Source organism: Nocardiopsis valliformis DSM 45023 (assembly GCF_000340985.1).
GTDB lineage: Bacteria > Actinomycetota > Actinomycetes > Streptosporangiales > Streptosporangiaceae > Nocardiopsis > Nocardiopsis exhalans.
In genome coordinates this window covers 15732-39305 of the sequence record NZ_ANAZ01000003.1, presented here as the reverse complement: position 1 = coordinate 39305, position 23574 = coordinate 15732, and the positions used below count along the sequence as shown (strand labels likewise).

Annotated in this window: 20 protein-coding genes and 1 pseudogene; 9 read left to right on the top strand and 12 right to left on the bottom strand. The window is 65.5% G+C overall.

Features of this window, described 5'->3' with window-relative positions:
- The first annotated feature begins 42 nt into the window (after positions 1-42).
- Positions 43-1185, top strand: a complete 1143-nt coding sequence (locus D457_RS0102885) for a PQQ-dependent sugar dehydrogenase (RefSeq protein WP_026116271.1) — start codon at positions 43-45, stop codon at positions 1183-1185.
- A 70-nt stretch (positions 1186-1255) separates the two neighbouring features.
- Here the strand turns inward: D457_RS0102885 and D457_RS0102880 are convergent, their stop codons facing one another.
- The 8 genes and pseudogenes from D457_RS0102880 to D457_RS0102845 all read right to left on the bottom strand — a co-directional run bounded on the left by D457_RS0102880 (position 1256) and on the right by D457_RS0102845 (position 8003).
- Positions 1256-2002 (bottom strand): hypothetical protein, encoded by a 747-nt coding sequence (locus D457_RS0102880; protein ID WP_026116332.1) that lies wholly within the window; start codon positions 2000-2002, stop codon positions 1256-1258.
- Positions 2003-2191: 189 nt separating this feature from the next.
- Positions 2192-3046: pseudogene (locus tag D457_RS31760) on the bottom strand (amidase); the annotation flags it as partial.
- A 243-nt stretch (positions 3047-3289) separates the two neighbouring features.
- Entirely contained in the window at positions 3290-3946 is a 657-nt protein-coding gene (locus D457_RS0102870) for an ABC transporter ATP-binding protein (RefSeq protein ID WP_017579134.1), read from the bottom strand.
- Positions 3947-3980: 34 nt separating this feature from the next.
- The gene (locus D457_RS0102865; RefSeq protein ID WP_017579133.1) at positions 3981-5987 is read right to left on the bottom strand and encodes a bacteriocin-associated integral membrane family protein; all 2007 of its coding nucleotides are present in this window, start codon (positions 5985-5987) and stop codon (positions 3981-3983) included.
- A 78-nt stretch (positions 5988-6065) separates the two neighbouring features.
- Positions 6066-6434 (bottom strand): lactococcin 972 family bacteriocin, encoded by a 369-nt coding sequence (locus D457_RS0102860; RefSeq protein ID WP_017579132.1) that lies wholly within the window; start codon positions 6432-6434, stop codon positions 6066-6068.
- A gap of 14 nt (positions 6435-6448) precedes the next feature.
- Positions 6449-6751: a lactococcin 972 family bacteriocin gene (locus D457_RS0102855; RefSeq protein ID WP_017579131.1), complete on the bottom strand. Its 303-nt coding sequence runs from the start codon at positions 6749-6751 to the stop codon at positions 6449-6451.
- A gap of 22 nt (positions 6752-6773) precedes the next feature.
- On the bottom strand, positions 6774-7067 hold the full coding sequence (locus D457_RS0102850; protein ID WP_017579130.1) for a lactococcin 972 family bacteriocin: 294 nt from the start codon (positions 7065-7067) through the stop codon (positions 6774-6776).
- A gap of 204 nt (positions 7068-7271) precedes the next feature.
- On the bottom strand, positions 7272-8003 hold the full coding sequence (locus D457_RS0102845) for a class I SAM-dependent DNA methyltransferase (protein WP_017579129.1): 732 nt from the start codon (positions 8001-8003) through the stop codon (positions 7272-7274).
- Positions 8004-8165: 162 nt separating this feature from the next.
- Here D457_RS0102845 and D457_RS0102840 point away from each other — a divergent pair, with 162 nt between their 5' ends.
- Positions 8166-9089 (top strand): CPBP family intramembrane glutamic endopeptidase, encoded by a 924-nt coding sequence (locus D457_RS0102840; protein WP_239645995.1) that lies wholly within the window; start codon positions 8166-8168, stop codon positions 9087-9089.
- A gap of 290 nt (positions 9090-9379) precedes the next feature.
- On the opposite strand, the gene D457_RS0102835 is transcribed toward D457_RS0102840, so the two are convergent.
- The 3 genes from D457_RS0102835 to D457_RS37665 form a co-directional block, all read right to left on the bottom strand.
- On the bottom strand, positions 9380-9703 hold the full coding sequence (locus D457_RS0102835) for a MerR family transcriptional regulator (RefSeq protein ID WP_017579127.1): 324 nt from the start codon (positions 9701-9703) through the stop codon (positions 9380-9382).
- A gap of 1167 nt (positions 9704-10870) precedes the next feature.
- Positions 10871-13441 (bottom strand): glycoside hydrolase family 9 protein, encoded by a 2571-nt coding sequence (locus D457_RS0102830; protein WP_017579126.1) that lies wholly within the window; start codon positions 13439-13441, stop codon positions 10871-10873.
- Positions 13442-13553: 112 nt separating this feature from the next.
- Positions 13554-13772 carry a hypothetical protein gene (locus D457_RS37665; RefSeq protein ID WP_338042987.1) on the bottom strand — a complete coding sequence of 73 codons (219 nt, stop codon included), beginning with the start codon at positions 13770-13772 and terminating at the stop codon, positions 13554-13556.
- Between the two features lie 771 nt (positions 13773-14543).
- Between D457_RS37665 and D457_RS35570 the strand changes: the two genes are divergently transcribed.
- A complete protein-coding gene (locus tag D457_RS35570; RefSeq protein WP_275040984.1) occupies positions 14544-15335 on the top strand; it encodes an SAVMC3_10250 family protein in 792 nt (263 codons plus the stop codon).
- A gap of 198 nt (positions 15336-15533) precedes the next feature.
- Complete coding sequence (locus D457_RS0102825; protein ID WP_026116268.1) at positions 15534-16064, top strand: NUDIX hydrolase; 531 nt, start codon at positions 15534-15536, stop codon at positions 16062-16064.
- Here D457_RS0102825 and D457_RS0102820 read toward each other — a convergent pair.
- Complete coding sequence (locus tag D457_RS0102820; RefSeq protein ID WP_017579124.1) at positions 16051-17397, bottom strand: hypothetical protein; 1347 nt, start codon at positions 17395-17397, stop codon at positions 16051-16053. The two genes, D457_RS0102825 and D457_RS0102820, sit on opposite strands and share 14 nt — an antisense overlap.
- 211 nt (positions 17398-17608) lie before the next feature.
- Here D457_RS0102820 and D457_RS0102815 point away from each other — a divergent pair, with 211 nt between their 5' ends.
- The 5 genes from D457_RS0102815 to D457_RS34475 all read left to right on the top strand — a co-directional run bounded on the left by D457_RS0102815 (position 17609) and on the right by D457_RS34475 (position 23557).
- The gene (locus D457_RS0102815; protein ID WP_017579123.1) at positions 17609-18352 is read left to right on the top strand and encodes a hypothetical protein; all 744 of its coding nucleotides are present in this window, start codon (positions 17609-17611) and stop codon (positions 18350-18352) included.
- Between the two features lie 62 nt (positions 18353-18414).
- A complete protein-coding gene (locus tag D457_RS0102810) occupies positions 18415-19326 on the top strand; it encodes an aminoglycoside phosphotransferase/kinase family protein (protein WP_026116267.1) in 912 nt (303 codons plus the stop codon).
- A gap of 11 nt (positions 19327-19337) precedes the next feature.
- On the top strand, positions 19338-19958 hold the full coding sequence (locus tag D457_RS31755; protein WP_160167384.1) for an HAD domain-containing protein: 621 nt from the start codon (positions 19338-19340) through the stop codon (positions 19956-19958).
- Positions 19888-20340 carry a hypothetical protein gene (locus D457_RS0102800; protein ID WP_152514125.1) on the top strand — a complete coding sequence of 151 codons (453 nt, stop codon included), beginning with the start codon at positions 19888-19890 and terminating at the stop codon, positions 20338-20340. Before D457_RS31755 ends, D457_RS0102800 begins: the two co-directional genes overlap by 71 nt.
- Before the next feature lie 994 nt (positions 20341-21334).
- On the top strand, positions 21335-23557 hold the full coding sequence (locus D457_RS34475; protein ID WP_160167383.1) for an nSTAND3 domain-containing NTPase: 2223 nt from the start codon (positions 21335-21337) through the stop codon (positions 23555-23557).
- Positions 23558-23574 lie beyond the last annotated feature (17 nt).

Below are 23574 nucleotides of genomic sequence, written 5' to 3'. Positions count from 1 at the left end.
GATGACGGGGGTACGCGCGTACCGAGTGGGCAGGGTTCGGGCATGGAACGGACACCGGCACACACTCGGACGCACACATACACCACCAGAACCCTCGCCCTCCTGGGTGCCGCGCTTCTCGCGAGTGCCTGTTCGACCCCCGAGGCCAACGGCGTGGGATCGGGGGAGAACACCGAACCCGGCGGTGGTTCGGCCGGGGCCGGAGCCCTCGACCTGGGCCAGCCCGAGGACCTGGCCACCGGCTTCGACGTGCCGTGGGGGATCGATTTCCTCCCCGACGGTTCCGCGCTGGTGGCCCAACGGGACTCCGCGGTGGTCGCCCGCGTGGCTCCGGACGGGCAGACCTCGGAGGCGGGCACAATCGAGGGGGTAGCGCACGGCGGCGAGGGCGGTCTCCTCGGCCTGGCCGTGGACCCGGAGTTCCCGGAGGAGCCCTACGTGTACGTCTACTACACGACCGACTCCGACAACCGGGTTAGCCGGGTGGAGTACGACGACGAAGCCGACTCCCTGGGTGACCCGGAGGTGATCCTGGACGGCATCCCGGCGGCCAACACCCACAACGGCGGGCGGATCGAGTTCGGCCCGGACGGATACCTGTACGCGGCCACGGGGGACGCCCAGATTCCGGACAGCTCCCAGGACACCGACTCCCTGGCCGGGAAGATCCTGCGGATGACCACCACCGGCGACCCGGCGCCGGACAACCCCTTCGACAACTACGCCTACAGCTACGGCCACCGCAACGTGCAGGGTCTGGCCTGGGACGAGGCGGAGAACCTGTACGCGACCGAGTTCGGCCAGGACCTCCTGGACGAGGTCAACCTGATCGAGCCGGGCAACAACTACGGCTGGCCCGAGGTGGAGGGCCCGGGCGGCGGTGACGAGTACACGGACCCGCTGATCACCTGGGAGCCCGCCGAGGCCTCGCCGAGCGGTGCGGCCATCGCCGGTGACTCGCTGTACGTGGCCTCACTGCGCGGCGCGCGGCTGTGGGAGATTCCGTTGAACGGCGACGGCACGGTGGGTGAGCCCGAGGCCCACTTCGTCGACGAGCTCGGACGCCTGCGCACGGTGGTCACCGCCCCGGACGGTGACGCCCTGTGGCTGAGCACGAGCAACCTCGACGCCTGGGGTTCTCCGGCCGATGACGACGACCGCGTCATGAGCGTCCCGCTGGAGTGAGCCGTGGGGACGGTCCACTGGAGTCACCCTGGAGCTGTGCTCGCCGGAATGGTCCGCGCCGGAGTTCGATTCAGCCGAGCAGCCCGCGGGGGATGACCCCCTCGGTGAGGACGCGGCGGATCTCGTCGTCCTCACCGAGGTGCCCCGGGTGCTCGGAGGCGGCCCGCAGCTGACCGCGGACCGCCGCCACGACCTCGTCGCTGAGCAGGGCCCCGGCCAGCGGGGCGGGCTCGACCGCCTCGCGCCAGCGGCGCAGCGCGTCCAGGCGGCCGTGCTCCACGGACTCGCGGGTCAGGTGGAACAGGCCGTCCACGTTGCGCTCGTAGGACTCCTCGTCCAGCAGGTCCACGTCGACGACCGTCACCGGCTGGGGCGCGCCGCCGCCGGGGTCGGGGCGCAGGTGGTAGACCCGCCAGACCCGTCCGTTGGTGAGGAAGATCCAGTCCGCGCCCTCGTCGACGGCCAACCGCCGGGCCATCTGGATATTGCGCAGGTCCAGGTCCTGACCGATCCGGCGCACCTCGATCGGGGCGAAGAGCTCGCCCTCCAGGACGATCGCGTAGTCGATCGAGTCCCCGCTGGTGCGGTACTCCGTGGTCAGGTCCTGGAACTTGCTGAAGTTCAGGCCGACGCTGAAGAAGTCAGCGACCAGCATGCGGGTGTCACCGTCGTTGGCGTCGCGTTCGGCGAGATCGGCCAGCGGGCCGGAGAACCGGTCGATCGCGGAGGCCACCCGGCCTCTGACCGAGGTCTCCCAGGTCACCGTGGTCGTGAACTGGCCTGTCCGGGCCATGACCTGGGTCTCTTCAGCGTCCATGCCGTCCGTTTCCGTGTCTGGGGCAGCCCCGTCGCACGGCTTTCTCCGGGACCGGGGAACACGCGGACGAGGGGGAGAATCCGCCTCAGATGCTACCGCTCCGACGCGCGAACCCCACCGCCGAGGGCGGTTCTGGGGCAGGGACGGGAGCGCCTGTTCGGCGGATCGGGCCGCGGCCAGGAGCAGGGCGTCCTCGTGGTGCCGCGCGACCAGGTGCAGTCCGACGGGCAGACCGTCCGGGGTGAGCCCGGCGGGAAGGCTCAGGGCTGGGTGGCCGGTGAGGTTGAACAGCCAGGTGAAGCCCACGCTCATCACCTCGCCCGGCCCGGAGTGCGGGTGGGGCGGGTTGGGGGTCGCGGGTGTGGCGAGCAGGTCCGCGGCGGCGAAGAGCTCCGCCAGCGCGGAGAGGTTGTCCACACCGACGTCGGTGTGGCTGCCGGGTGAGTTCTGTTCCCTTCGGGAGAGCCAGGACTCCGCGGGGTCGGTGAGCGCGAGTCGGGGCTCCGACAGCGTCACGTCGCACGTCCGTGCCCAGCGCCGCAGCGCCCGTTCCGCGACCGCCACCACCTCCGGGTCCGGCCGGTTGAACCCCAGAGTGGAGGACCATGCGACGCGCACGTGTGCGGGCGCCGCCGCAGACGCGCCGCCGAGGACGGTACTCCGGTACAGCTCGAGGTCGGACACCGTGCGCGCGATCGGCCCGCCCACCGTCAGACCGGCGCGGTCGCGGGCCGGGAGCAGGCCCGTGGTCGGCTTGTAGCCGAGGACCCCGCACCAGGCCGCGGGGATGCGGGTGGACCCGGCACCGTCGCTCGCGGTCGCCAACGGCACCACCCCGGTGGCCACGGCGACGGCGGAACCGGCCGAGGAACCGCCCGGAACCCGGTCCGCCCGCCAGGGGTTGAGCGTGGGGCCCTCCTCCGTATGTCCCCAGGTCTTCCAGCGCGTCCCCGGCCCCGGCACCGACGTGGCGCCGATGGGCACCGCACCGGCGGCGATCAAGCGTTGGGCCTGGTGCGATGCGATCCCCTCCGTGGCCTTCACCGCGAGAGGAACCCCGGCCAGCGGCAGGCGGGCCCCGTCGGCGAGCCGGGCGTCCACCTCCGCCGCGCGGTCCAGTGCCGACCCCGGCCAGAGCTCGACGAAGGCGCGCAGATGCCTGATCCGGTGGGCGTCGGTGAGCGCAGCACGGACGGTCTCCACCGCGCTCGTCACGGCCCGCGTCACCCGATCGGCTGTCTCACCCGCGGTCCGCGGTGGTGTGTTCCCCACCCGGCCGAGGCTAGATCACGCTTGTTCGAGGTCCTCGCGGCGGCCTCGGGGTTCCAGGGAGCGCACGTCGAAGGCGGTGTCGCAGGAGTCGCGGACGGCGGGGTCGTGGGTGGCGATCACCACCGCGCAGCCCTGGCCGCTCAGCTGGCGCAACGTATCCACCACCATGGCACCGTTGTCGCTGTCCAGGGCACCGGTGGGTTCGTCGGCCAGCACCAGCGACGGCCGTTTGACGATGAGCCGGGCCAGGGCCACACGCTGCTGTTCGCCGCCGGACAGGTGGTGGACCCTCTCCCGCTCCCGACCGGCCAGGCCGACACGGGCGAGGGCCTCGGCGTGGCCGGGGCGGGCGCCGCGCCGACGGGCCACGTCGAGGTTGGCCCGGACCGTGGCGTTCTCGATCAGGGCGTAGTCCTGGAAGAGGTAGCCCAGGTGGTCGCGGCGGAAGCGGCGACGGTGCCCCGGACCCAGGCGGGTGAGGTCCGTGCTCTGAAACAGGATCTGCCCGGAGGTGGGCCGGTCCAGCAGACCCATGCAGTTGAGCAGGGTGGTCTTGCCCGATCCGCTGGTGCCGACCAGCGCGAGCATTCGGCCGGGTTCGACGGTCAGGTCGAGGTCCCGCCACAGGACGCGGGGGCCGAAGGACTTGGTGGTTTTCCTCAGGGTGATCACGGTGCTCCTTGGTGCTTCTCTGCTCCGGCGCGGGTCAGGCCTGGCTGGCGCCCTCACGGATCACGCGTCGGTGGAAGTACGCGAGCGCGCCCAGGGTGAGGGTGAGCGAGGCCAGGGCGATCCCCGCCGCGTGGACGGGTTCGGTCCCGGTGGTGGTCCAGGCGGTCCAGCCCACGAACGCCGCCGCGATGGCCGCCTCGGTGGTCAGTAGCCGCCGGTGTGTGGCCGGGAAGCCCCAGCCGCTGAGGTGGCGGGCGAAGATCTCCTGTGCCCGGGTGCGCACGTGCACCACGCACGCGGCGACGGCGGTCAGCAGGAGCACGGTGCCCGCGCCGAACAGGTTGAACAGTTCGGCGCGCAGCGCGTGCACGGTGCGGGCGTGGGCCGTGCGCGCACTGGTGCTGAGGGGCTCGACCATGGAGATGTAGCGGGACGCCTCCGGGCTGCGGGTCCGGAACGCCTCCACCACACCCGGATCGGGGAAGACCGTCTGCCGCCCGGACAGGTGGTTCACGTAGCCGCTGTCGGACAGGACCGCCCCGTTGGGCAGGGCGATCACCACGGGTTCGTACAGCAGGGGCAGGGCCGCGCCGAGGCGTTCCTCGGCGCCGTAGGTGAACAGGCTCTGGCCGTCGGCCGCGGGTCGGACCGCCACCTCGGGGACGCTCCCGGGGGCGCTGTTGGCGCCGAGCCACCCGGTCACCCCTTCAGAGAAAGGTTCGGCGTGCTCTGCGGCCGAGGCGGGCAGGAGGACGCGTACGGCCCGGTCCGGCCCGTACCGTTCCCCGGCGGGGGAGAGGAGTTCCTCCTCGGCCAGGTAGGTGTCGTTGACCAGAAGGATGGGGTTTTCCGGGACGGGCACGTCCGGTTCGGCGGGTGCGGCCGGAAGGAGTTCGGCGGGGTGCAGCTGGGCAGCCAGCACCAGGTCGCCGTCGGTGTCGGCCTGCCGCAGCCACGGGCCGAGTTCGTCGTCCACCGCCCCCTCGTCCGCCCAGCCGTAGTGGGCGCTCAGCGCGGGGCGCGAGGTCTGGCCGTACCGTTCGAAGACCTGGAGGCCGACGCGCTGGTCCCGGACGTCCTGGGCGGTGGCCACGACACTGCCCAGGAGCGTGAGTGTCAGGAACAGCACCGGGACGCGGACCAGGTGGACGGCGACGGTGGTGCCGCGCACGGGCAGGCGCCCTTTGAGCGCGGGCAGGATTTGGGTGGTGTGCACCAGGGCGAGGCACAGCACGTGTGTGACCAGGCACGCGACGGCGAGTAGGGCGAGGAACAGCAGGGCCAGACCGGTGTAGAGGCCGAGCTGGTTCCAGCCGTTGTAACCGCCGAGGAGGACCAGCACGGCGACGGCCGAGACGGGCAGCACCACCGCCCACAGGCGCAGGACTCCGGCCAGTTCCCCCGCGAGGATGCCCGGGTAGGAACGGCCGTGCAGACGCCGGACGGCGTGGTCGCGTGCGGAGAGCAGGACGCCCGCGCCGGTGGCGGTGACAGTGGTGAACAGGGCGACGGCCACGAGGTGGAGCAGGTGGCCGCCGGTGAGGAAGTGCCACAGTTGGGTGGTCTGGCTGCCGGGGGCCTCGAACAGGCCGTGCTCGGCGAGAGCGATGCGTAGGGCCTGCTCGGCCTCGGGGCTGCCGAACACCAGGTAGTACCCGTTGGGGCCGACGTCGCCGAACTCCGGCATCGGATGGGTCTGGACGGTGAAGGCACGGCCGAAGGAGGGGTAACCCTCGTCCAGCCAGCGGGCGTATCGGGAGTCGGGATCGGAGACCGCCAGGTACAGGTGGGCCAGCGACGAGGGGTCGTTGACGTCGAGGACGCTGTAGCCGATGGCGGCGCGGTGGGTGTCGGCGACCTCCTGTACGGCACGCGCGACCTCGTCGGTGTCGTGGGTGCCGTCGTTCTCGGTGATCCAGACCAGGGCGGAGTCCTCGAGCACGTGGACGGTCTGTTCTGCGGTGGCGGCGAGGAGGAAGGCGAGCAGCGCGGCGAACGCGGCACACGCGGTGTAGGCGAAGCGGAGGGTGCGGTTCGGCACCTGGTGCGGTCCTGTCAGGGAGGGGTGGACCCGGGGCCGGGAGCGGGCGGGCCGACGGGTCCACCGGACGGACGCCGATCAGCAGCTGTTACGCCAGTACTGCTGGTTGTTGGCCCTGGCTCGCGAGGCCTCGGCCCTGGCCCAGATCCCGGCGGGGGCGCTGACCCGCTCGGTGTGGGTGCCCACGGCGGTGGCTCCGTGGCATGTGTTCGGATGGTGGTAGTTCGAGCGGACGAAACCCTGCCCCGGGACGCCGGTGAGGCTGCGCTCCCACACCCCGCCGCCGACATGGGAGGTCTGGGCGAGGGCGGGCGCGGCAGTCCCGAGGATGACCGCGGCCGCGATGACGACGGTCGTGATCGCGGTCGTGATCGCGGTTATGACGGCGGTCATGACGGTGGTCGTGGCTGTCGTGGAGGTGCGCTGGAGGGGGTCGAGGGTCTTCACGGGGGCTCCCGGATCTAGCAGCGGTTACGCCAGTAGCTCTGGTTGTTCGCGTTGGCGCGCGGCGCGGCGGCTTTCGCCCACTGCCCGGCGTCCCTGTTCACCCGGACGGTGCGCGTACCCACCGCGGTGGCGCCGTGGCAGGCGGAGCCGTGGCGGTAGTGGGAGAAGACCTCGCCCACCCCGGGGGCTCCGGTGACACCCCGGAACCATTCACCTCCGCCGACGAAGGAATGCCCGGCTGAGGCGGTTCCCACTGCCGCGAAGGTGAGAACGGCGGTTGCGATTCCGGCGACCGAAATACGCTTGAGGGTTTTCACGGTGATTCCTTTCCCGAATGCGCTAGCAGCCGCTGCGGTAGTAGGTCTGGTTGTTGGTCCAGGCCTTGGGCGCACTGGCGTAGGAGGTGAGTCCGGGCGCGGTGTTCCTGGAGCGGTCGGTGTAGGCGCCCACCGCGGTCGACCCGTGGCAGTTGCGCGCGTGGTAGTAGTTCGAGTAGACGCTGCTGGAAGTGGTGCCGTGATACCAGGTGCCGCCCCCGACCTGGGTGCCGGCGAGCGCCGTCCCGACGGCCCCCGCGGTGAGGCCCGCGGCGAGAAGCGCGGTGGCGACGCAGCGTTTGGCTACTTCGTTCATACGAGATCCCTTGCCCGAATCTTCTCCGTGAACAGATTTCAGAGGGGAAACGCGAGCCGCGTCACCCCTCTGAAAGCCAGTACTACATCGCTTTTCTGTCGCCCATCTCGGCTGTGGCCGCATCCGGACACGATCCGGAAAGGCGCATCATTATGAGTTATGGATCAGTGGAATGTGCTTATTAGTCATTATTTATCGGGGCGTTCAGGCCCGGCCGTAGACACTGACGTGCATGGGGCTCCGCTCGGTGAACGGCTCACCGTTCCACCCGCCCCACCGGTCGACGAGCCGCAGCCCGGCCAGCCGTGCCATGAGGTCCATCTCCGAGGGCCAGATCAGGCGGCAGGAGATCGGGGCGAGCCTGATGCCTTCGGCGCCGATCCGCACGTGGTTCTCGTCGAGCAGCTGTGTGACCTGGTCGTACTGGTTCACGTCGAGGGTCACCGAGCCCGGGGTGATGCGCTCGACGTTGACGAACTGGTCACCCTTGATCCACTGCCAGGGCGGTGCCGCCTCGACCACGAACACCCCGCCCTCGTCCAGATGGCGGGCGGCGTTGCGGAAGCACTCCACCTGGCCGTCCTGGCCGAGGATGTTGTAGACGGTGTTGTAGACCAGGTAAACGAGCGGATAGGTCCGACCGGTGGTCTCGGTCGCCATGTCACCGACGATCACCTCCAGGTCCGCGCCCTCCGGTTTCTCGCGCAGCCCGGACACCATGTCCGGTGAGAGCTCGATGCCGTCGACCCGCACACCGTGCCGCCCGAGCGGAAGCGCGATCCGTCCGGTCCCGATCGCGAACTCCAACGCCGATCCGTCAGCGCCCGCGTACTCGGCCAGGAAGGCGGCCGTGGCCTCCTCGTCACCGCGCTGGTGCTTGTCGTACTGCTCGGCCAAGTCCGGCCCGTAACTCTTCAGGGGGTGGTAGTCGTCCATGGTCCGCCAGTCTCCAGCAGACCTTCCAGGGTGGCAATCGGTTTTCCGGTACGGCCAGCTCGGAGCGGTTCGCCCGCATCGACACACGTCAGAAGCGCACTCACCCTTTCGGGCGGCTTTGGGTGATGATGGAGGTTCGGCTGTGACCAGGGGGTGCTGGCAGTGGTGCTGCGGAGCATGGTGATCTCGGGTGCGGTCGGTGCCGGCCTGTTTCTCGTCTTGATCACCCTGGCCATCGACCCACAGCTACGGCAGGACGTCATGTACGGCGGGGGTTATCGGCTCCTCGTCTCCTGGGGCCCGGCGGTGGCCGCGGGGGTCCTCGCCGGCCTCCTGGCCGTGTACTTCGGTCGGCGGCGCGAACTCGACACCAGGGTCAGGCAGGCCCTCACGACACAACCCGTCCACCGCCAGCTGATCTGGCTGGGCTGCTGTCTCGTCGCCTGCGTCGTGGCCATAGCAGGCCTTTACTGGGTACTCAGCGCCCTTGGCCCGGGAGCGGACGCGAGCACGACCGCCCCGATCTCCTTGGTCCCGCGGGTGCTTTTCTTCCTTGCCCTCCCGGCGATCGCGATCGACCGTCTGATCACCATCCTCCGAGCCGAGGGCACCGGTCTGTCCGAGATCGCCATGAAGGTGACCGAACCCTGGCGCTGGCTCGGCCTCACCCCGGTCCTGCTGGCGATCATGCTCGTGTCCTTCCTGCTCGCCCCGTTCCGGGTCGGCTGGCCGCCGTTGGTGCTCATGGTCGGGGTACTCGCGGTCTTCCTGGTGGCGGCGCTCTGCGAGGAGGCCTTCTTCCGGGTCATGGTTCAGACCCGCCTGGAACTGCTCTGGGGCAGGTGGGCGGGGATCATCACCACGTCCCTGTTGTTCGCCCTGTTCTACGCGCTCATCCAGCCCTACCTGGTCCTCATCCCCCTACCCGGCGACACTTTCGTCCACCATCTCGGGATGGCCCTGCTTACCTACACCCCCATCGGCCTGCTGTGCGGCTACCTCTGGGCCTGCTACCGCAACATCTGGCTGAACACCCTCCTGAGAACGGGACTGTTCTTCCTCGCCTACCCGCCCCCCGGTCAGTAACAGCAGTCAGACGATCGGACAGGGACGGCCCTTCCCCGGAATCGTCGCGGGAAGGGCCGGTCGCATGAGGTGGCGCTCGGTGTCCGGGTTTTCATCGTCCGCTGTTGCGCAGGCTTCGGAACACGCCGAAACAGTTCGGGGCGGCAGAGGGCACACCGCTCTTCAGAGGTCGACTGAGGCAGCCCTCGCGCACCCGCAGAACAGTTGAGTGCGCAAGGCCTCGCCTACCCGCACGGCGCTGCTCGTGCGGGCTCAGGCCCTTGCCCCGGGATCAGCGGGCGGGTTTCATCTCATGTCTGGGGCGGGCCGGCGGCACGCAGCTCCTCGTTGATGCGCTGGGCCTCCTCGAGCTGATCCTCGAGGATGATGATGCGGCATGCGGACTCGATCGGTGTGCCTTCGTCCACAAGCTCGCGGGCGCGTGCGGCGATCCTGAGCTGGTAGCGGGAGTAGCGGCGGTGACCGCCCTCCGAACGCAGGGGCTTGATGAGTTTGGCCTCTCCCAGTGCGCGCAGGAAGGCCGGCGTAGTGCCGATCATCTCCGCTGCGGCGCCCACGGTGTAGGCGGGGTAGTCGTCATCGTCGAACCGATTGCCGGTTTCGGGACGGGGCAAGTGCGTGTCCTTCTTCTCCTGAACGCACGTCGAGGGCCCCAGCGCCGTACGGCGCTGGGGCCCGAGAGTTCAATACCACCTACCGGCAGCTGCCGGTCTTCCGCTTCCCGAAGTTGAGCTAGAACGGGATCGCGGGGATCGCGGTTGTGTGACCGTGGACCACCTTCTTCCGAACCGGGGCCTGCGGTACCCGAGCGGAACTTCTCCTCGCTCAGGCGATCCTGATGGCATTTACTCCTCTCGCTTCTCACTTCGTGCACTGCTTTCGACTACGGTCCTACCGGCCCCCGACGCTGAACAACCGTGCGCCGGTCGAGCCCTACCGCGTCCTTCTTCCTGCTGTGGTCTTCCCTGTGCGAGCGGAAGGCCGGTACTGCGTTACTGCGGGTGCTGCTGAACTTCTGTACTGCGGTCCTGCCGGCTCTCGGCGCCGTACAGCGATGCGCGCCGGGTGAGCCTTCCTGCGTGGTGTTCCCTGTGCGAGCGGAACACCGGTACTGCTGTCCTGCCGGCTCCCGGTGTCTTGAAGCACGTGCACACCGTCGAGCCGTCCTGCTCTACTTCCTGCTGTGGTCTTCCCTGTGCGAGCGGAAGGCCGGTACTGCGTTACTGCGGGTACTGCTGAACTTCTGTACTGCGGTCCTACCGGCTCCCGGCGCCGTACAGCAAAGCGCGCCGGGCGAGCCGTCCTGCTCCCCACCGGCGTATCCGGTGGCCTAGCCGTGTATCTCGGTGGCTACGACAGAAAATGTAGCAGCACGAAATAGCCATGTCTACTGTGGCCGCTACAAGTTTCCGATAGTCGCTGAGGATGGTTCTTCCGAGGGCGGGCCCACCCCGCCGCTCTGCGCCCCCTGCGTGCCCGTCCCCGCCGTGCCACCCGGAACCGGCGGCCCCGGCAGCGCCGCCCGGGAACACCGGAACCACCCTGATCCCGCCGACCCGAGCAGGTCGGACAGTCGGTTCAGCGTCGAACCTCCGTTTTACGCCCGGTAGGAGGGCAACGTCCGGGCACTGCCTCAACAGACGTACCGGGGAGGGGACAGGAGCCATCGCGGGAGGCTGGCGCACTCCTTCACCGAGAAACCGGCCGGGGCCTGGACGGGACGCCGTGCGCCTTCGCCCAGACCCCGGCCGGGGTTTCGGGATGGTCCCCGCCGCTACGGGTCAGCCGCAGACGGCTCCGTTGAGGGTGAACCTCTCCGGTACGGCGTTGGCGGCCCCGGCGGGAAGCGTGCCGATGAAGCCGAAGGTCGCCTCGCCGTCGGGTGCGATGGCCGCGTTCCACTCGGCGTCGCCCGCGGTCACCGCGTGTCCGGACTGGGTGAGCACGCCGCTCCAGTGGCGGTCCAGGCTCTGCGCCCCGGGGAAGGACCACGCCACCTCCCAGCCCTCGACCCGCACGTCCCCGGTGTTGCGTACGGTGACCTGGGTGTTGAAGCGCCCGGTCCACTCACCGTGCACCACATAGTCGACCTCGCAGGAGGCCGTAGCCGGGGAGGAGGCGTCACCCTGGTCCGTCACGAACGCGGACACCCAGGCCAGCGTGGAGTTCCAGTTGATGGTCAGCTCGTTGGTCGCCCACGAGTCGATGTGGTCGATATAGCAGAACTGGGGGGCGCATCCCTCGAGGTTGGCCTGTGCCACGGGGTCCCAGGTTCCGGTGTCGGAATTGGGTCCGCCGGACAACGTGCCCGCGGGCGGGTTGGGCAGGGCCGGGTCGAGCTGGTTGGCGTACCAGCGGCTGTGCTGGTTGACCGCGTCGTTGGTGCCGTATCCGGTCACGTAGGACTGGTTCAGGGCGTTGCGGCCGAGGATGTAGTCCATGCCCTCCAGCACCGCGTCGCGGAAGCGCGGCTCACCGGTGAGGTCGTAGGCCGTGGCGACCACCACCAGGTTGTTGAGCACGAGGTTGTTGGAGCCCCAGGCGAAGACACCGTCGTCCGGAGCGTAGGCCAGACCGTAGGGGTGCTCCTCGACATTGGCCAGGTACTGCTCGGCCCCTTCGACGACCGAGGCGCGAACCTCGTCGCGGTCGGGGAGGCCGTTGGGAAGGGCAGCCAACTGGAGGCGGCCCAGCGGGGCGGTCCAGCGCCAGTCGAACCCGGAAGCGGTGAAGACGTCCTCTGTGTGCATCGGCGAGGAGGTCACCGCCTCCTCGTAGGTTCCGGCCCCGGTGGCCAGGTACAGCTCCGCAGCGGCCCAGTAGAACTCGTCGACCAGGGTGTCGTCGTCATAGGGGCCGCCGCCCTCGCCTCCCGCGGCCGCGTACCGCTCGGGATTGGCTACGGCGGCCTCCCAGGCGGTCTCCGCGGCCGTCAGGCACTCGGCCGCGAACTCGGTGTCGTAAGGGGCGAACACCCGGGAACACTGGGCTGCGGTCGCGGCCAGGTTCAGCGTGGCAGCCGTCGATGGCGGGTGCAGGTACCGGGGCTGGGGGTCGGCTGCGGGCATCAGGGGCAGGCCGGTCCAGCGCTCGTCGTGAACCTTGTGGTGCGCCATACCCGCGAGCTCCTCACCCTCGGGAACCTGCATGGACAGGAGGAACTCCATCTGCCAGCGGGCCTCGTCCAGAACGTCCGGGACGCCGTTGTCGCGCTCCGGGATCGCCAGGGAGGAGTCCGACACCCGGTCGGGGTTCCCGGTGGGCGCGGTGTGAGCGCGCTCGTAGACACTCATCATCTGGTGCACCGAAATGCCGCCGTTGACCACGTATTTGCCGTGGTCGCCCGCGTCGTACCAGCCGCCGGACACGTCCAGGGCGTAGTCGCACGGCTCGGAGTGGTGACAGGTGACCTCGGTGTCGCCCTGATTGGGCGCGACCCCCACGTGCCCGGCCTCGCGACCGTAACCGGGGGCGATCTCGTCGAGGATCTCGATGCCGCTGCGCTGGGTGTAGTAGAACTCCAGGGCGTCGGTGGCCAGCTCCGCGTAGGGGGCGGCACTGATCGCGAAGGGGTGACTGGTCTCCCCGTCCGCGGTCAGCGTGTAGCCCTGTCCCGCCTGGGTGACGCCGCCGAAGTCCACGGTGTGCACGTTCTGGCCGGACGAGGCGTCCAGGCCGTAGGGGACGGTGTCGCCTTCGGCCACGACCGCGCCGTCGGTGTCGGTCAGCTCCCAGGGCAGGGACTCCTCAGAGTCGGTGACCACGGTGGCGTTCTTGGGGCCGTGGGGGAGGTAAGCCACCTGGTTGACCCGTACCCGGGGCCCGGTGTCGGGCTGGTAGACCGGGGGCTCCGCCCCGCCGAGCAGCGACACGTCGTCCAGACAGAAGACCCAGTCCTCGACGGCGCCGCCGATCTGGAAAGCGACCTGGGCGTCGTCCATGTCGGCCGAGGAGGTGAAGACGTACTCGTGGGAGGAGGTCTCCGTGGTGAGCACCGGCCGTTCGTCCAGCTGGGTCCGCCAGGGATCGACGGGTTCCTGGATCAGGGCGCGGACGGGGCGTCCGGCACCGGAGGCGCTGAAGGAGAAGGCGTAGGACTCCCCGGACACCAGGGGAATGTCGTTCTGCCCGATGATCTGGTCCCAGGGGTCGCCGGTACCTCCGGGGACGTCCACGCACAGGACGCCCTCGTCATTGACGACCAGGTCCAGTCCCGCGCTGGCCCACCAGCCGGTCGTTCCGTCGGAGAAGTCGCCGTTGGTGATCTGCTCGACGGGTTCGTCGTCGGCCTGTGCCGGGGGTGCCGCGAGGAGACTCGCACCTAGAGCGGCTGCTGCGCCGAGCGCCGTCATCCTTGTTCTACGTGCCGGGTTCACGGGGGTCCTTCCGCTTGGGGGCTAGCGGTCGGAAGCGCTGGGAGCGCTCCCAAAAGTATCACCATTGTTGTGTCCTGGGTCACCTCTGTCAACGGGTGCAATCGGAGATTGCATCAAGAGAGGGCCGCGTTCTGCCCCGGGCCGGGAGCGGCCGAACCCGACCAGGGGAACAAGCCCCGGGTGATGATCTCAGCGGGTTCGGTTGCGGATGCCGCGGAGCCTGTGTTCCCCCGGACGGCGGGAGCGCCCGGAGGTTGCTCGTGGGGTGCTCGCTCAGTTCCAGGAGGTGTTCGAGCTGGGTGCGCATCACCTTGTTGCCTCAGATCTGGCAGGTGAGGCTGGGCCCGTCGATCATCCACCACATCTGCAAACCAGACGTACGACGGGAGCCGGGTGCGTCATCCGTGGCCCCGTGCACCCGCTGGTGCACCCCAACGCGAAGACGACCCCTGGCGTGCGAAGGATCTTCGCAGGCCAGGGGCCGTCTTTCGTATGGAGCGGATGACGGGAATCGAACCGCCCACCGACATCGCGTTGACCTGCCCAAACACGAGAACCCGCAGGCAATGGCGCTGCTCATCACCCCGTTGCCCCCGGTTCCCCCACGTTGCCCTGGCCCCCGTACACCCTCTGGGTGCGCGACCTTCGCTGTTCTGGTGCACCCTCGCGGGGGTACCGGGGGTTGAATCACGCCATCTGGGTACCGCATGGAGTGGGAGGCGTGCGACAGAAGCTCCACGCGTCTCATCGGTTTGGAGGGTCAAGAATGCTTTTCACGGCCGACCTCGCATTCCTCCGACCTGCGAGGATGCGATCCGAATCCCGTAATTCCCTTTGGGTTCCCAATGTTTTCCGACCTGTGTGGCACGCTAGTGCTCACCTGTCCCATTTTTGAGCTGTACTAATCGGTGCGTGATCTGAATTTTGGTGTATCCTTCAATGGCTTCACAATCCTGCCCCGCGTCTGCATGAAGTTCTCTCTGCCGTTTAGTCAATGAAAGATGGTTGGCTTCTGCTGATTAAAGGAATGTCAAGCTTAGATTAATGTCAATTTTAATAAAGACGGGAAGTGGATTTGATGATCATTCGGAACGTGGCGTATCTCTCGGGGCGGAAGGTGGAAAAAGAATTCACTCAGGTTTTGGGGGAGTTCTCCCTGTCGAAAGTTGATGCGAAACTGAATATGGCTGTGGTGGATTCTGGTATTGAGTTTGGCAAGGAAGGGGAGCGTGGTCAAGCTCTGCATGTAAAGTTAGAAAGGCTCATTAATCACCTGGGCATGCTCGCATTCGATTTCGAAGATTCTGATGTAAAACTGGGTTCCTGGGTTAGATTTGACTTGACTTTCGATTACGCTACGGGCCACCGTGACAGTAGTCCGGGTGCTCCGAATGACTTGATTTTCTTTGCGAGCTCCGGAGTCTCTTCTGGTGGCCATCCTGTGAAGCTGCTACTTTGTGGCAGTTCGCGTCACGCGCGGTTGCTTCGAAGTGAGCCTTTGGGGCACAAGGATGAGCATGACCGTGGTCGCGTTGGTTCTAATACTGATTGGATCGACGATGTTGTTATGCAGATTGAGGAGGATGAATCAGGGAATCGCCCTATCGCTCCAAAAATCCACTCTCGAATGACGGAGCCTGAACAAAGGAGGGGGCACTATAGCTGGGTCGCTCAACAAGTTCACAGGATTACGGTTCAGGATCATCCTCCTGCGCAGACAGCTGACCTGAAGGGCCTCGCGCAAGTGCTCTGGATCGCTCCTAATGACCATATTGGGCCGCTTGTTCTAGCGACGCCGCTATATTTGGAATATTCTCATAAGAAGAGGGGTTTTCTCGAGCGGATGCGTCGTCGGTTTCGGGGTGTCTAAATGCTCAATTTGCGGACTTGGGTTCCATCCCGATGGCTTTTTTGGTGAGCTGTTAAGGGTGTGGGGGTCATGGATTTATTTACATCGGAAAGAGTAACCTGCGGAATTGGAGCGCAGGATGCCCATCGCTAGCGGTCGGTCTGAGTGATGTCACGCAACGCGCTCTATGGCAGCCGCGTCGTGCTCTAGGGTGCCGGTGTGAGTACGCAATGGATGATCCACGGCGAGAAGCTGGTGGACGAGAACCGGCACATCCGACTGTCTACGGTCGACGTCACTCTCCCGGACGGGGTGTCCTTCACGCAGTACGTCGTGGCCATGCCCCCGGCCGCGATGACGCTGGTGGCCAACGACCAGCGCGAAGTACTCCTGATGCGGCGACACCGGTTCATCATCGACCGCTGGGTGTGGGAGCTGCCGGGCGGATACGTGGACGGCGCCGAGGACATCGAGGCCGCAGCCGCCCGTGAAGTCGAGGAGGAGACCGGGTGGCGCCCCCGCTCCATGGAGCACATGGTGACCTTCCAGCCCGCAATCGGGTCGGTGGACCAACCCCAGATCATCTACCTGGCACGCGGTGCCGACCTGACCGACACCCCTCCCGACATCAACGAGGCGCAGGAGATCCGCTGGTGGCCTCTGGAAGAGGCCGTGAAGATGATCGACCAAGGGGAGATCGTCGGCGCGTCCACGGTCGTCGCCGTGTACCGGGCGCTCACCCTGGTGTGACAGCCTCCCTGGCCCGCACGGTGAACTCCTCGACTGCGCGTGAGTTTTCGTGGGCGCGGAGTCGGTGGCCCAGGCGGCGTAGGTAGGACAGGGCTCGACGGGACTGCAACCCTTCGACCAGAGCCAGGGCCTGGCCGCCGATTCGAATGGCCTCTTCGGGTTCGTTGGGGGCGTGCGCGGTGGCGAGCATCAGCAGATTGAACGTGCGGCCGCGGACGTAGTCGGTATTCATCTCCAGAGAGCGCTCCGCGTACGTGGCAGTTTGGGCGTCGTCGTTCAGTGCGAGGAAGCAATGCGCGACCTTCGCCGCGAGGTAGGCCTCATCGAAGTAGGCCAGCCACTCCGGGGGATCGGGGTCTTCGGCTTCGAACGCCTTCACCCCTGCGCGTAGGGAGGCTGAGGTGGCTCGGTGGTCGGACAGGCCCGCGTGGCCGTGGGCCTCGATGAGGTGGCACTCGGCCATGAGCGCTGTGTGCCCGGTTCGGGCGGCTGCGGACTGGCCCGCCCGCGCAAGGTCCACCGCTTCGGCGGAGCGGCCGATGTAGGTGGCCTGGTGGCCCATCGCGGCGAGGATCTCGGCGCACAGGCCGTCGTCCTGCGCGGTCTTGGCCATGCGAAGGGCTTGCACCAGGTAGCGCTGGGCCAGGCCGTGTTGCTCGCAGTCGTAGGCCATCCACCCCACGGCCTTGGTGAGTTCTGCCGCCGCTGAGAACAGCTCTCGCCCGATCTCTTCGGTGTAGGTGCCGTGGAGGAGCGGGGTGACGTTGGCGTCGAGGTACTGTACGACGGTGCTGCGGATGCGACCTCCGCCCACGCGGTTGTCGAGGTCGCGGAAGGCCCGGGTCATTTGTCGAATGGCGGCGATCTCAGGGCGTCCGACCCGGGTTCGGCCCCGGTGCGCGGGGCCCGGGGAGGGCGGATGGGTGAGCCAGCGGGTGGTGGCGCTCGGGTAGGCGGCCGGCGAGTAGCCGCCGAGCAGTACACGGCGGCGTTCGACGTCGGCCCGGTACAGCTGCCCAGCGGTGGAGATCCCCGTGGTCCAGGAGAGCGGGAACTCCAGGGTGCGCTCGTCCTCGCCGGGTAGGCCGCACTCTTGCGGGCTGACGGAGCGCCCCAGGGCCTCGGAGAGAACTCCGGAAATCAGCGCGGGGACCGGTTGTTGTGGACGTTCCCCTTCCAGCCAGCGGCGCACGCTGTTGTGGTCGTAGGACAGGGAGAGCCCCAGCTCATCACCGCGCGAGACCACTCGGCGGGCGAGTCCCTTGGCGGGGATACCTGACTCGTCCAGGAGCTGCGCGAGTTGAGTGTTCGGTTGTTTGGGGGTGCGCGGCACAGCGTCTCCACAGTGTTTCCGCAGTGTCCGGGGGAGTGCAGTGTGGCACGCGCCTGGCCTGTGGGGAACGAAGTCACGAAAACGCACGCCCCCTGTGCACTCCTTCGGCTTGGGTTCACGCACGAACCCCGAGGCCGCGCCTTCTCGGCACAGGCTCCCCAAAGAGACGGTGGGATCTGTCCGAAGCTGCAGAAGAGGAAAGGGAACAGGCATGACGACCACACTCGCCCCGTTCACGGTGGAGCTGCCCGACCACCGCTTCGATCCCCGCTGGGAACGCTTGCCCGGAATCACGGTGGACGGTTCCACGCTTACCGTTCAGCCCGAGGACTACTTCTTCCGTCTGGAGTCCACCGGCTGGCGTGTCGTCGACTGGCAGACCGTCACTGATCGGATGCTGCCTCTGGAGGAGTCCTCGGACGAAGCACTGGAACAGAAGGCGCTGCGGTTCATCGAGGACCATGTCCGCATCACCCACGACCCTGCCGAGGTGCTGGGGATCGCCTGGAGGGTCTACAGCTACCTCTTCCGCACCGAACACCTGCCCACCCTGGACGTCCCCGGGATCACCGCCGAACACCTGAGGATCCTCGCGGAGGTGTCCACGCTCACCGCGCTCAACAAGGTCGACGCCGACGGCCGGATCTCCGTGGTCGGTCCCGCCTGGTTCTTCGGCGACACCGCACGCGTGGTCTACGACCTGGACGAGCCCACCGTGCAAGCTTTGGACGAGGTCTTCCACGGCGGCCTGTTCAACGAGAACCGCAGGATCGAGTCGATCAAGGCCCACACCGCCCTGGGCGGCCGACTCGTGCACGGCTGCCAGTCCACCCCCTCCCAGAAGGGCGGCGTGGTCGCCTCCTACGGAACCCCCATGGGCCGCTTCCGCGACGAACTCGCCCAGTTCCGCGACCAGTGGATCCAGGCCGTGCGCTCCTACGGCTCCACCACCTGAACGCCCAGGCCAGCCGGGGCCCGCGCGGCCCCGGCGCTTCGAGCGCGAGAAAGGGAGTGTCCGTGCACACCCAGGACATCGACCGGCTGCGCCAGGAGGTCACCATCGCTGCGGGCTTCGACAGCACTTCGGCGGAGGTCCTGCACAGCTGGGCGCTCTCACACGTCGAACGTCTCCACACCGCTGACGGGGTGACGGTGATCTTCAAGTGCGCCACCGAACCTTTTACCCACGAAGATCAGGCCCTCATCGCCGCCCGCCAGGCCGGGGTCGACGTCCCCCGGGTGCTCACCTCCACCAGGGGCGGCACCACGTTGGGGATGCTCCTGGAGGACCTGGGCCAACCCTGCCGCCAGGCCGATGACGACGACGGGGTAGCCGCGGCCCGGCAACTGCACTCCGCCGCTGCCCCCGACTTCCTCTCACCCGGAGATACCGACTGGTTGGCCTCACTGCCAGGCCGGGCCCTGCGCACCCTGACCGTGCTGCACGAGAACAACCGCTGGGCCGACACCGCCGACCTCGAAACCGCCCTGAGGTCGCTGGAGAAAGCGGCTCCGACCAGGGCCCAGGGCGCTGTGCTGGCCCCGTTCGGGTGGGTGCACTCGGAGTTCCACCCCACCAGCCTGATCATCGGCCCGGACCGGGTGCACATGTACGACCTCGCCCGCGCCTTCCACGGACCCGGGCTACTCGATCTGGCCTCCTGGCACGGCACCATCGACCCCGCCGACCCCGACCGCACCCGTGCCTTGCTTGAACGCTACGTCCAGGCTGGAGGATCCAGGGAAACCCTGGCTGATCGGGGCGGGTTGCCCGCTCCGGAGTGGGCGCTGGGCTGGCACCGGGTGTGGATCGTCGAGTGGTACCTGGCCCAGGCCGCGCTGTGGATCTCCCATGAACCCGATGACCACATGTACGCCCGGGTCGTGCGCACGCACATCGAAGAAGCGGCCCGGATCCTCAACGTCTGACGGGATGTGTGATGACGGCCAACCCCCCGTACCTGCTCATCGACATCGACGGGGTGCTCAACCCCTTCCCCGGGCCCGGAGGCTCACTCCCACCCGACTACCGGCCCCAACGGGTCGACCTCAACGGCACCGACGTGCCGGTCTGGCTGAACCCGGAGCACGGTTCGTGGATCACCGAGCTCCACTCCACGGGCCTGCTCCGCCCGATCTGGGCTACCAGTTGGCAGAGCGCGGCCGCACGCACCATCGGCCCCTGGCTCGGCCTCGACGCCTACCCGCACATCGACCTCGGCCCCACCAGGCAGCTCACCCGCCACCCCAACGGCTACCTCTGGAAACGCGACGCTGTCGCCACCTGGGCAGGCCGAGCGCCCCTGGTGTGGATCGATGACGACTTCGCCCACCCCGACCACGAGTGGGCCCGACAACGCGCCCTGAACGGGGTGCCCACCCTGCTGATCCAACCCGACCCCTACCGGGGCCTGCAGCGCGCCCACATCGACGCGGTGCGGACCTGGGCCCTGGCCGTCACACGGAACGCACGCACGAACGGAGACCGCGATGACGTCGCCGCCCACGCTCCACCCCTGGCGGCCGCTGCGCACACCTCAAGGGGCACAGGTTCCTATTGACGAGGACCTGGTCCCGCTCATCACCCGGCTTTGGGAGCTCGGTATCCGCACCCGGTCGAGCTGTCAGGACTACGGGGCCATGCTGGCCGCCTCACCGCCCGGACTCGCGGCGGGCGACCGCCGGTGGATCGACTTCTGCGCGGACCGGGCCTGGTTGGAACTGGAAACGGAGGACGCTGAGCGGCTGGTGGGCTTAGTCAGCCGCGACCCCGAGCTCCGCCTGGCCCTGTCCCAGTGGGGACTCACCGAGTCCTGGTGGTGCGTACGCCCGCTTCTGCCCGAGCTCATCGGTGGACGAGGCAAGACGGCGCCCAGCGCGCATCTTCTCTTCCCCCGTGAGCACCTGGAACGGGTGGTGAACGTTCTTCGCGAGACCGGGTGAAGAGAAGCCGGGGGAGCCGGGGCCGCTCGTCCTTCGGGACGGGTGGTCCCAGCGTCAGTTCTCCCTGATTCCGAACAGGAAGTCAGCCCAGACTCGGGCAGGGAAACCCAGTACGTCCAGGCGGGGGTTCTGGTTGTCGCGGATCAGCGTGCTGGAGCCTTCACAGACCTCCACGAACGCGAACGCGAACGCGAGATCGCGGACCGGTTGGGGTAGAGGGCGGCCGAGGAACTGAGAGAAAACAAGCGGGACCAGGAAGGCGACGATCCGCCCTCGGCGGGTGCTCCGGTCTGAGCATCGGGCACGTAACGGGCACGCGGCCCGTATAACCCTCTGGAAACAAATTAGGCCAGGTGTTCGGTTTTCACCGATCTACCTGGCCTAACGTTGTTCGGAGCGGATGACGGGAATCGAACCCGCGTTATCAGCTTGGGAAGCCGAGAATGCCTCTCGCGGCTGACCTCGCGCCTTGTCTACCTGCACCGATGCGGTTCGGATCCCCGTTATTCCCCGTAGTTCCCCGGGGTTGCCTGCCTCGTGTGGCACGTGTGTGGCACGCCTGAGACGGGACGAGGGCCGGTCCTGTGGCCTGAGCTGTGTGCGCTTGCGCGGGTCACGACTCCAGCAACCCCAGCACTGAGTAACCACGGTTACGGGCCGAGGTGCTCGGTAGCGCCAGGGCCGGTCACCCAAGACAGTCCGTGTCGCGCTACCGGGTGCCTCGGGGCTGAGCACGTCATCAACCGTTGGCACTCAACAACTTTCGGAATGGGTATGGCTGGGTCACCATGGTTCCCTCGGGTGCTTCTGGCACGCTGCCGTACGGGTTCGCTTGAGGGCATTCATGTAGCGCACGGCTGCGGCCGCGGGCTCGGGACCGGGCGACAGCCCGCAGCCCGAACGGCGGCCGGGGCCACCGCGACGGCGCTCGCGCCGTCGCCTTGATCCCATACAGCCCAATTCAGCAAAGAAATACCATGAAAGTAGGCATAAGGTGGATCACTATGACCTTGGAAGATTGACTGATTTTGATTTTGAAGTCCTTTGTAAGGATATTCTCCAGGAGTCCCTATCGATACCCTTTGAGATATTTACGCCTGGACCCGATGGCGGAGTGGATCTCCGGCATTTTCTCAATAAGGAAAATAAAATAATAGCCCAATGTAAGCATTGGCTAAAGAGTACAAATTCAACGCTGGTTAGTAAGCTTAAAAAAGAGGAGCTGCCGAAGGTTAAATCTCTAAACCCTGACCGTTATATTCTAATTACTACATGTTCCTTGACCCCAGACTCCAAGGATAAAATATTGGAAGCATTCGACCCTTACATAAAAAACCCTGCTGACATAATTGGTTTAAGTGAGATAGTTTCTTTCCTTGGGGAGAGGAAGGACATTGTGAGGCGCCACCTCAGATTGTGGCTCAGTAGTGCTTCTGTGCTTCAAAGTTTGATTTCCAAGGGTATCTTTCTGAGGTCAAGCTTTTTGCGTGAGGAGATCGAAGAAGCAACTTTGACCTATGTAGATAACCCTAGCCTTCGGCGGGCTCAAGATCTGCTTCAAGAAAAAAATGTGTGTATTATATCCGGCCTTCCAGGTGTAGGAAAAACTACTCTTTCTCACATACTTTCAATCCAGGCAATGCAGGAAGGATATGAGGTAATAGAGATATCTGAAAATATTAATGAGGTTTATGATGCGTGGGATGAAGAGGCCCCTCAGCTCTATCTTTATGACGACTTTTTGGGGCAGACTTCTATATATGAAAAGCTTGGAAAGAACGAAGATAGTCGAATCTTGAAAACCTTGAGCCGTGTGAGTCGTGCGCACAATAAGAAGTTTGTCCTAACAACGAGAGACTATATTCTTGAACAGGCAAAGCTCAGGTACGAGCCAGTGGCCAGGTTCGATTTCAACCCTTGGAAGAGTTTGGTAAATCTAGATGACTACACTCCATCCATTAGGGCTAAGATCCTTTATAACCATGTCTACTTTTCTAGCCTTGATTCGGATGGAAAGAGGCAGTTCGCAGAAAAACATTACTATCAAGGGATTATTGGTCACCGGGGGTTTAATCCGCGACTAGTGACCACGGCAATTGACCTTTTTGGCCAAACTGCGCTTGAGTCGAATGTAACTCCGGCGCAATTTGTGCTCGAAAATCTAGAAAACCCAATGCGCTTGTGGGATCATATAGTTACAGAGCAGATAGATGAAGAAAGTGTGCACCTTCTAGAGGTAATGCTGATTATTCAGCCGTGCCCGCTCAGTCTTCTAAAAGATGCCTTCTTTAGGTATCGTTCAGTTTTAGAAATACCGTCTCAGTCTGGGGATTTCAGAAGATCGATTCAGGTCCTTGAAAACTCTATGGTTGATATAAGCCAGAGTCGAGGGAGGGAAAGTACGGTTTCTTATCATAACCCTTCAATTCGTGATTACATGGAAGGACGTGTCAGGGAAGAATGTCGGGTCCTTAGAAATTTGGTCAAATCAGCCTCCACACTGCGTGAGTACGCTAGTGTGCGTGCCTTAGTAGAGTCCTCGAAGAGTGAATCAATTCAAAGTGACGAGGATTTGAAATCCTCTTTCACGGAGCGGTTGGATCATTTTTCTAACCCGGATGTGTCAAGAGAATCAGGCTATACTGCGATGATCTTGGCTGAGCGAATAAAGCTATCGAATATATTTGATGATCCAGCCATGCTGGAGTTGAGTTTCACGCTGTTGGATTCGGGTGAATATATAGGGGGGTGGGACGACCCTGAAAGCCTAGTTGAACTCACTAATTCAGTTTTTAAAAGTAAGAGTGGGGCCATGAAAAGTTATGTAGAGAAAGTGACTTTGGATGCCACTAAATTCATCACTGATGAAATGGGGGACTGGGATAATGCAACGTATGCAGAGAGCATGCTACAACAGATAGTCGCTCCAATTCCCCAGGAGGTGGAGGAATATGTAGAAGCGTCCATAGTGGAGTTGATTGATAATGCATTCATGGAGGCTGAGAGTGGCGAATATGATCATAGTCTTGGCGAGATGCTCGAGTATGTTCGACAGAACGGTATTGACACTTATAATTCGGCTGCCGCTCAGGAAATGGTGGATCGCGCAAATGAGGAAAAAGTGGGTATTTTTTCCAGTTCGGGGTTCGATGGTTTGGCTAGAGGGTCCGAAGCGGCGCAAATTAAACATATTTTCAGTACACTGAAAGATATTTAGAAAAATATGGTGCAGAA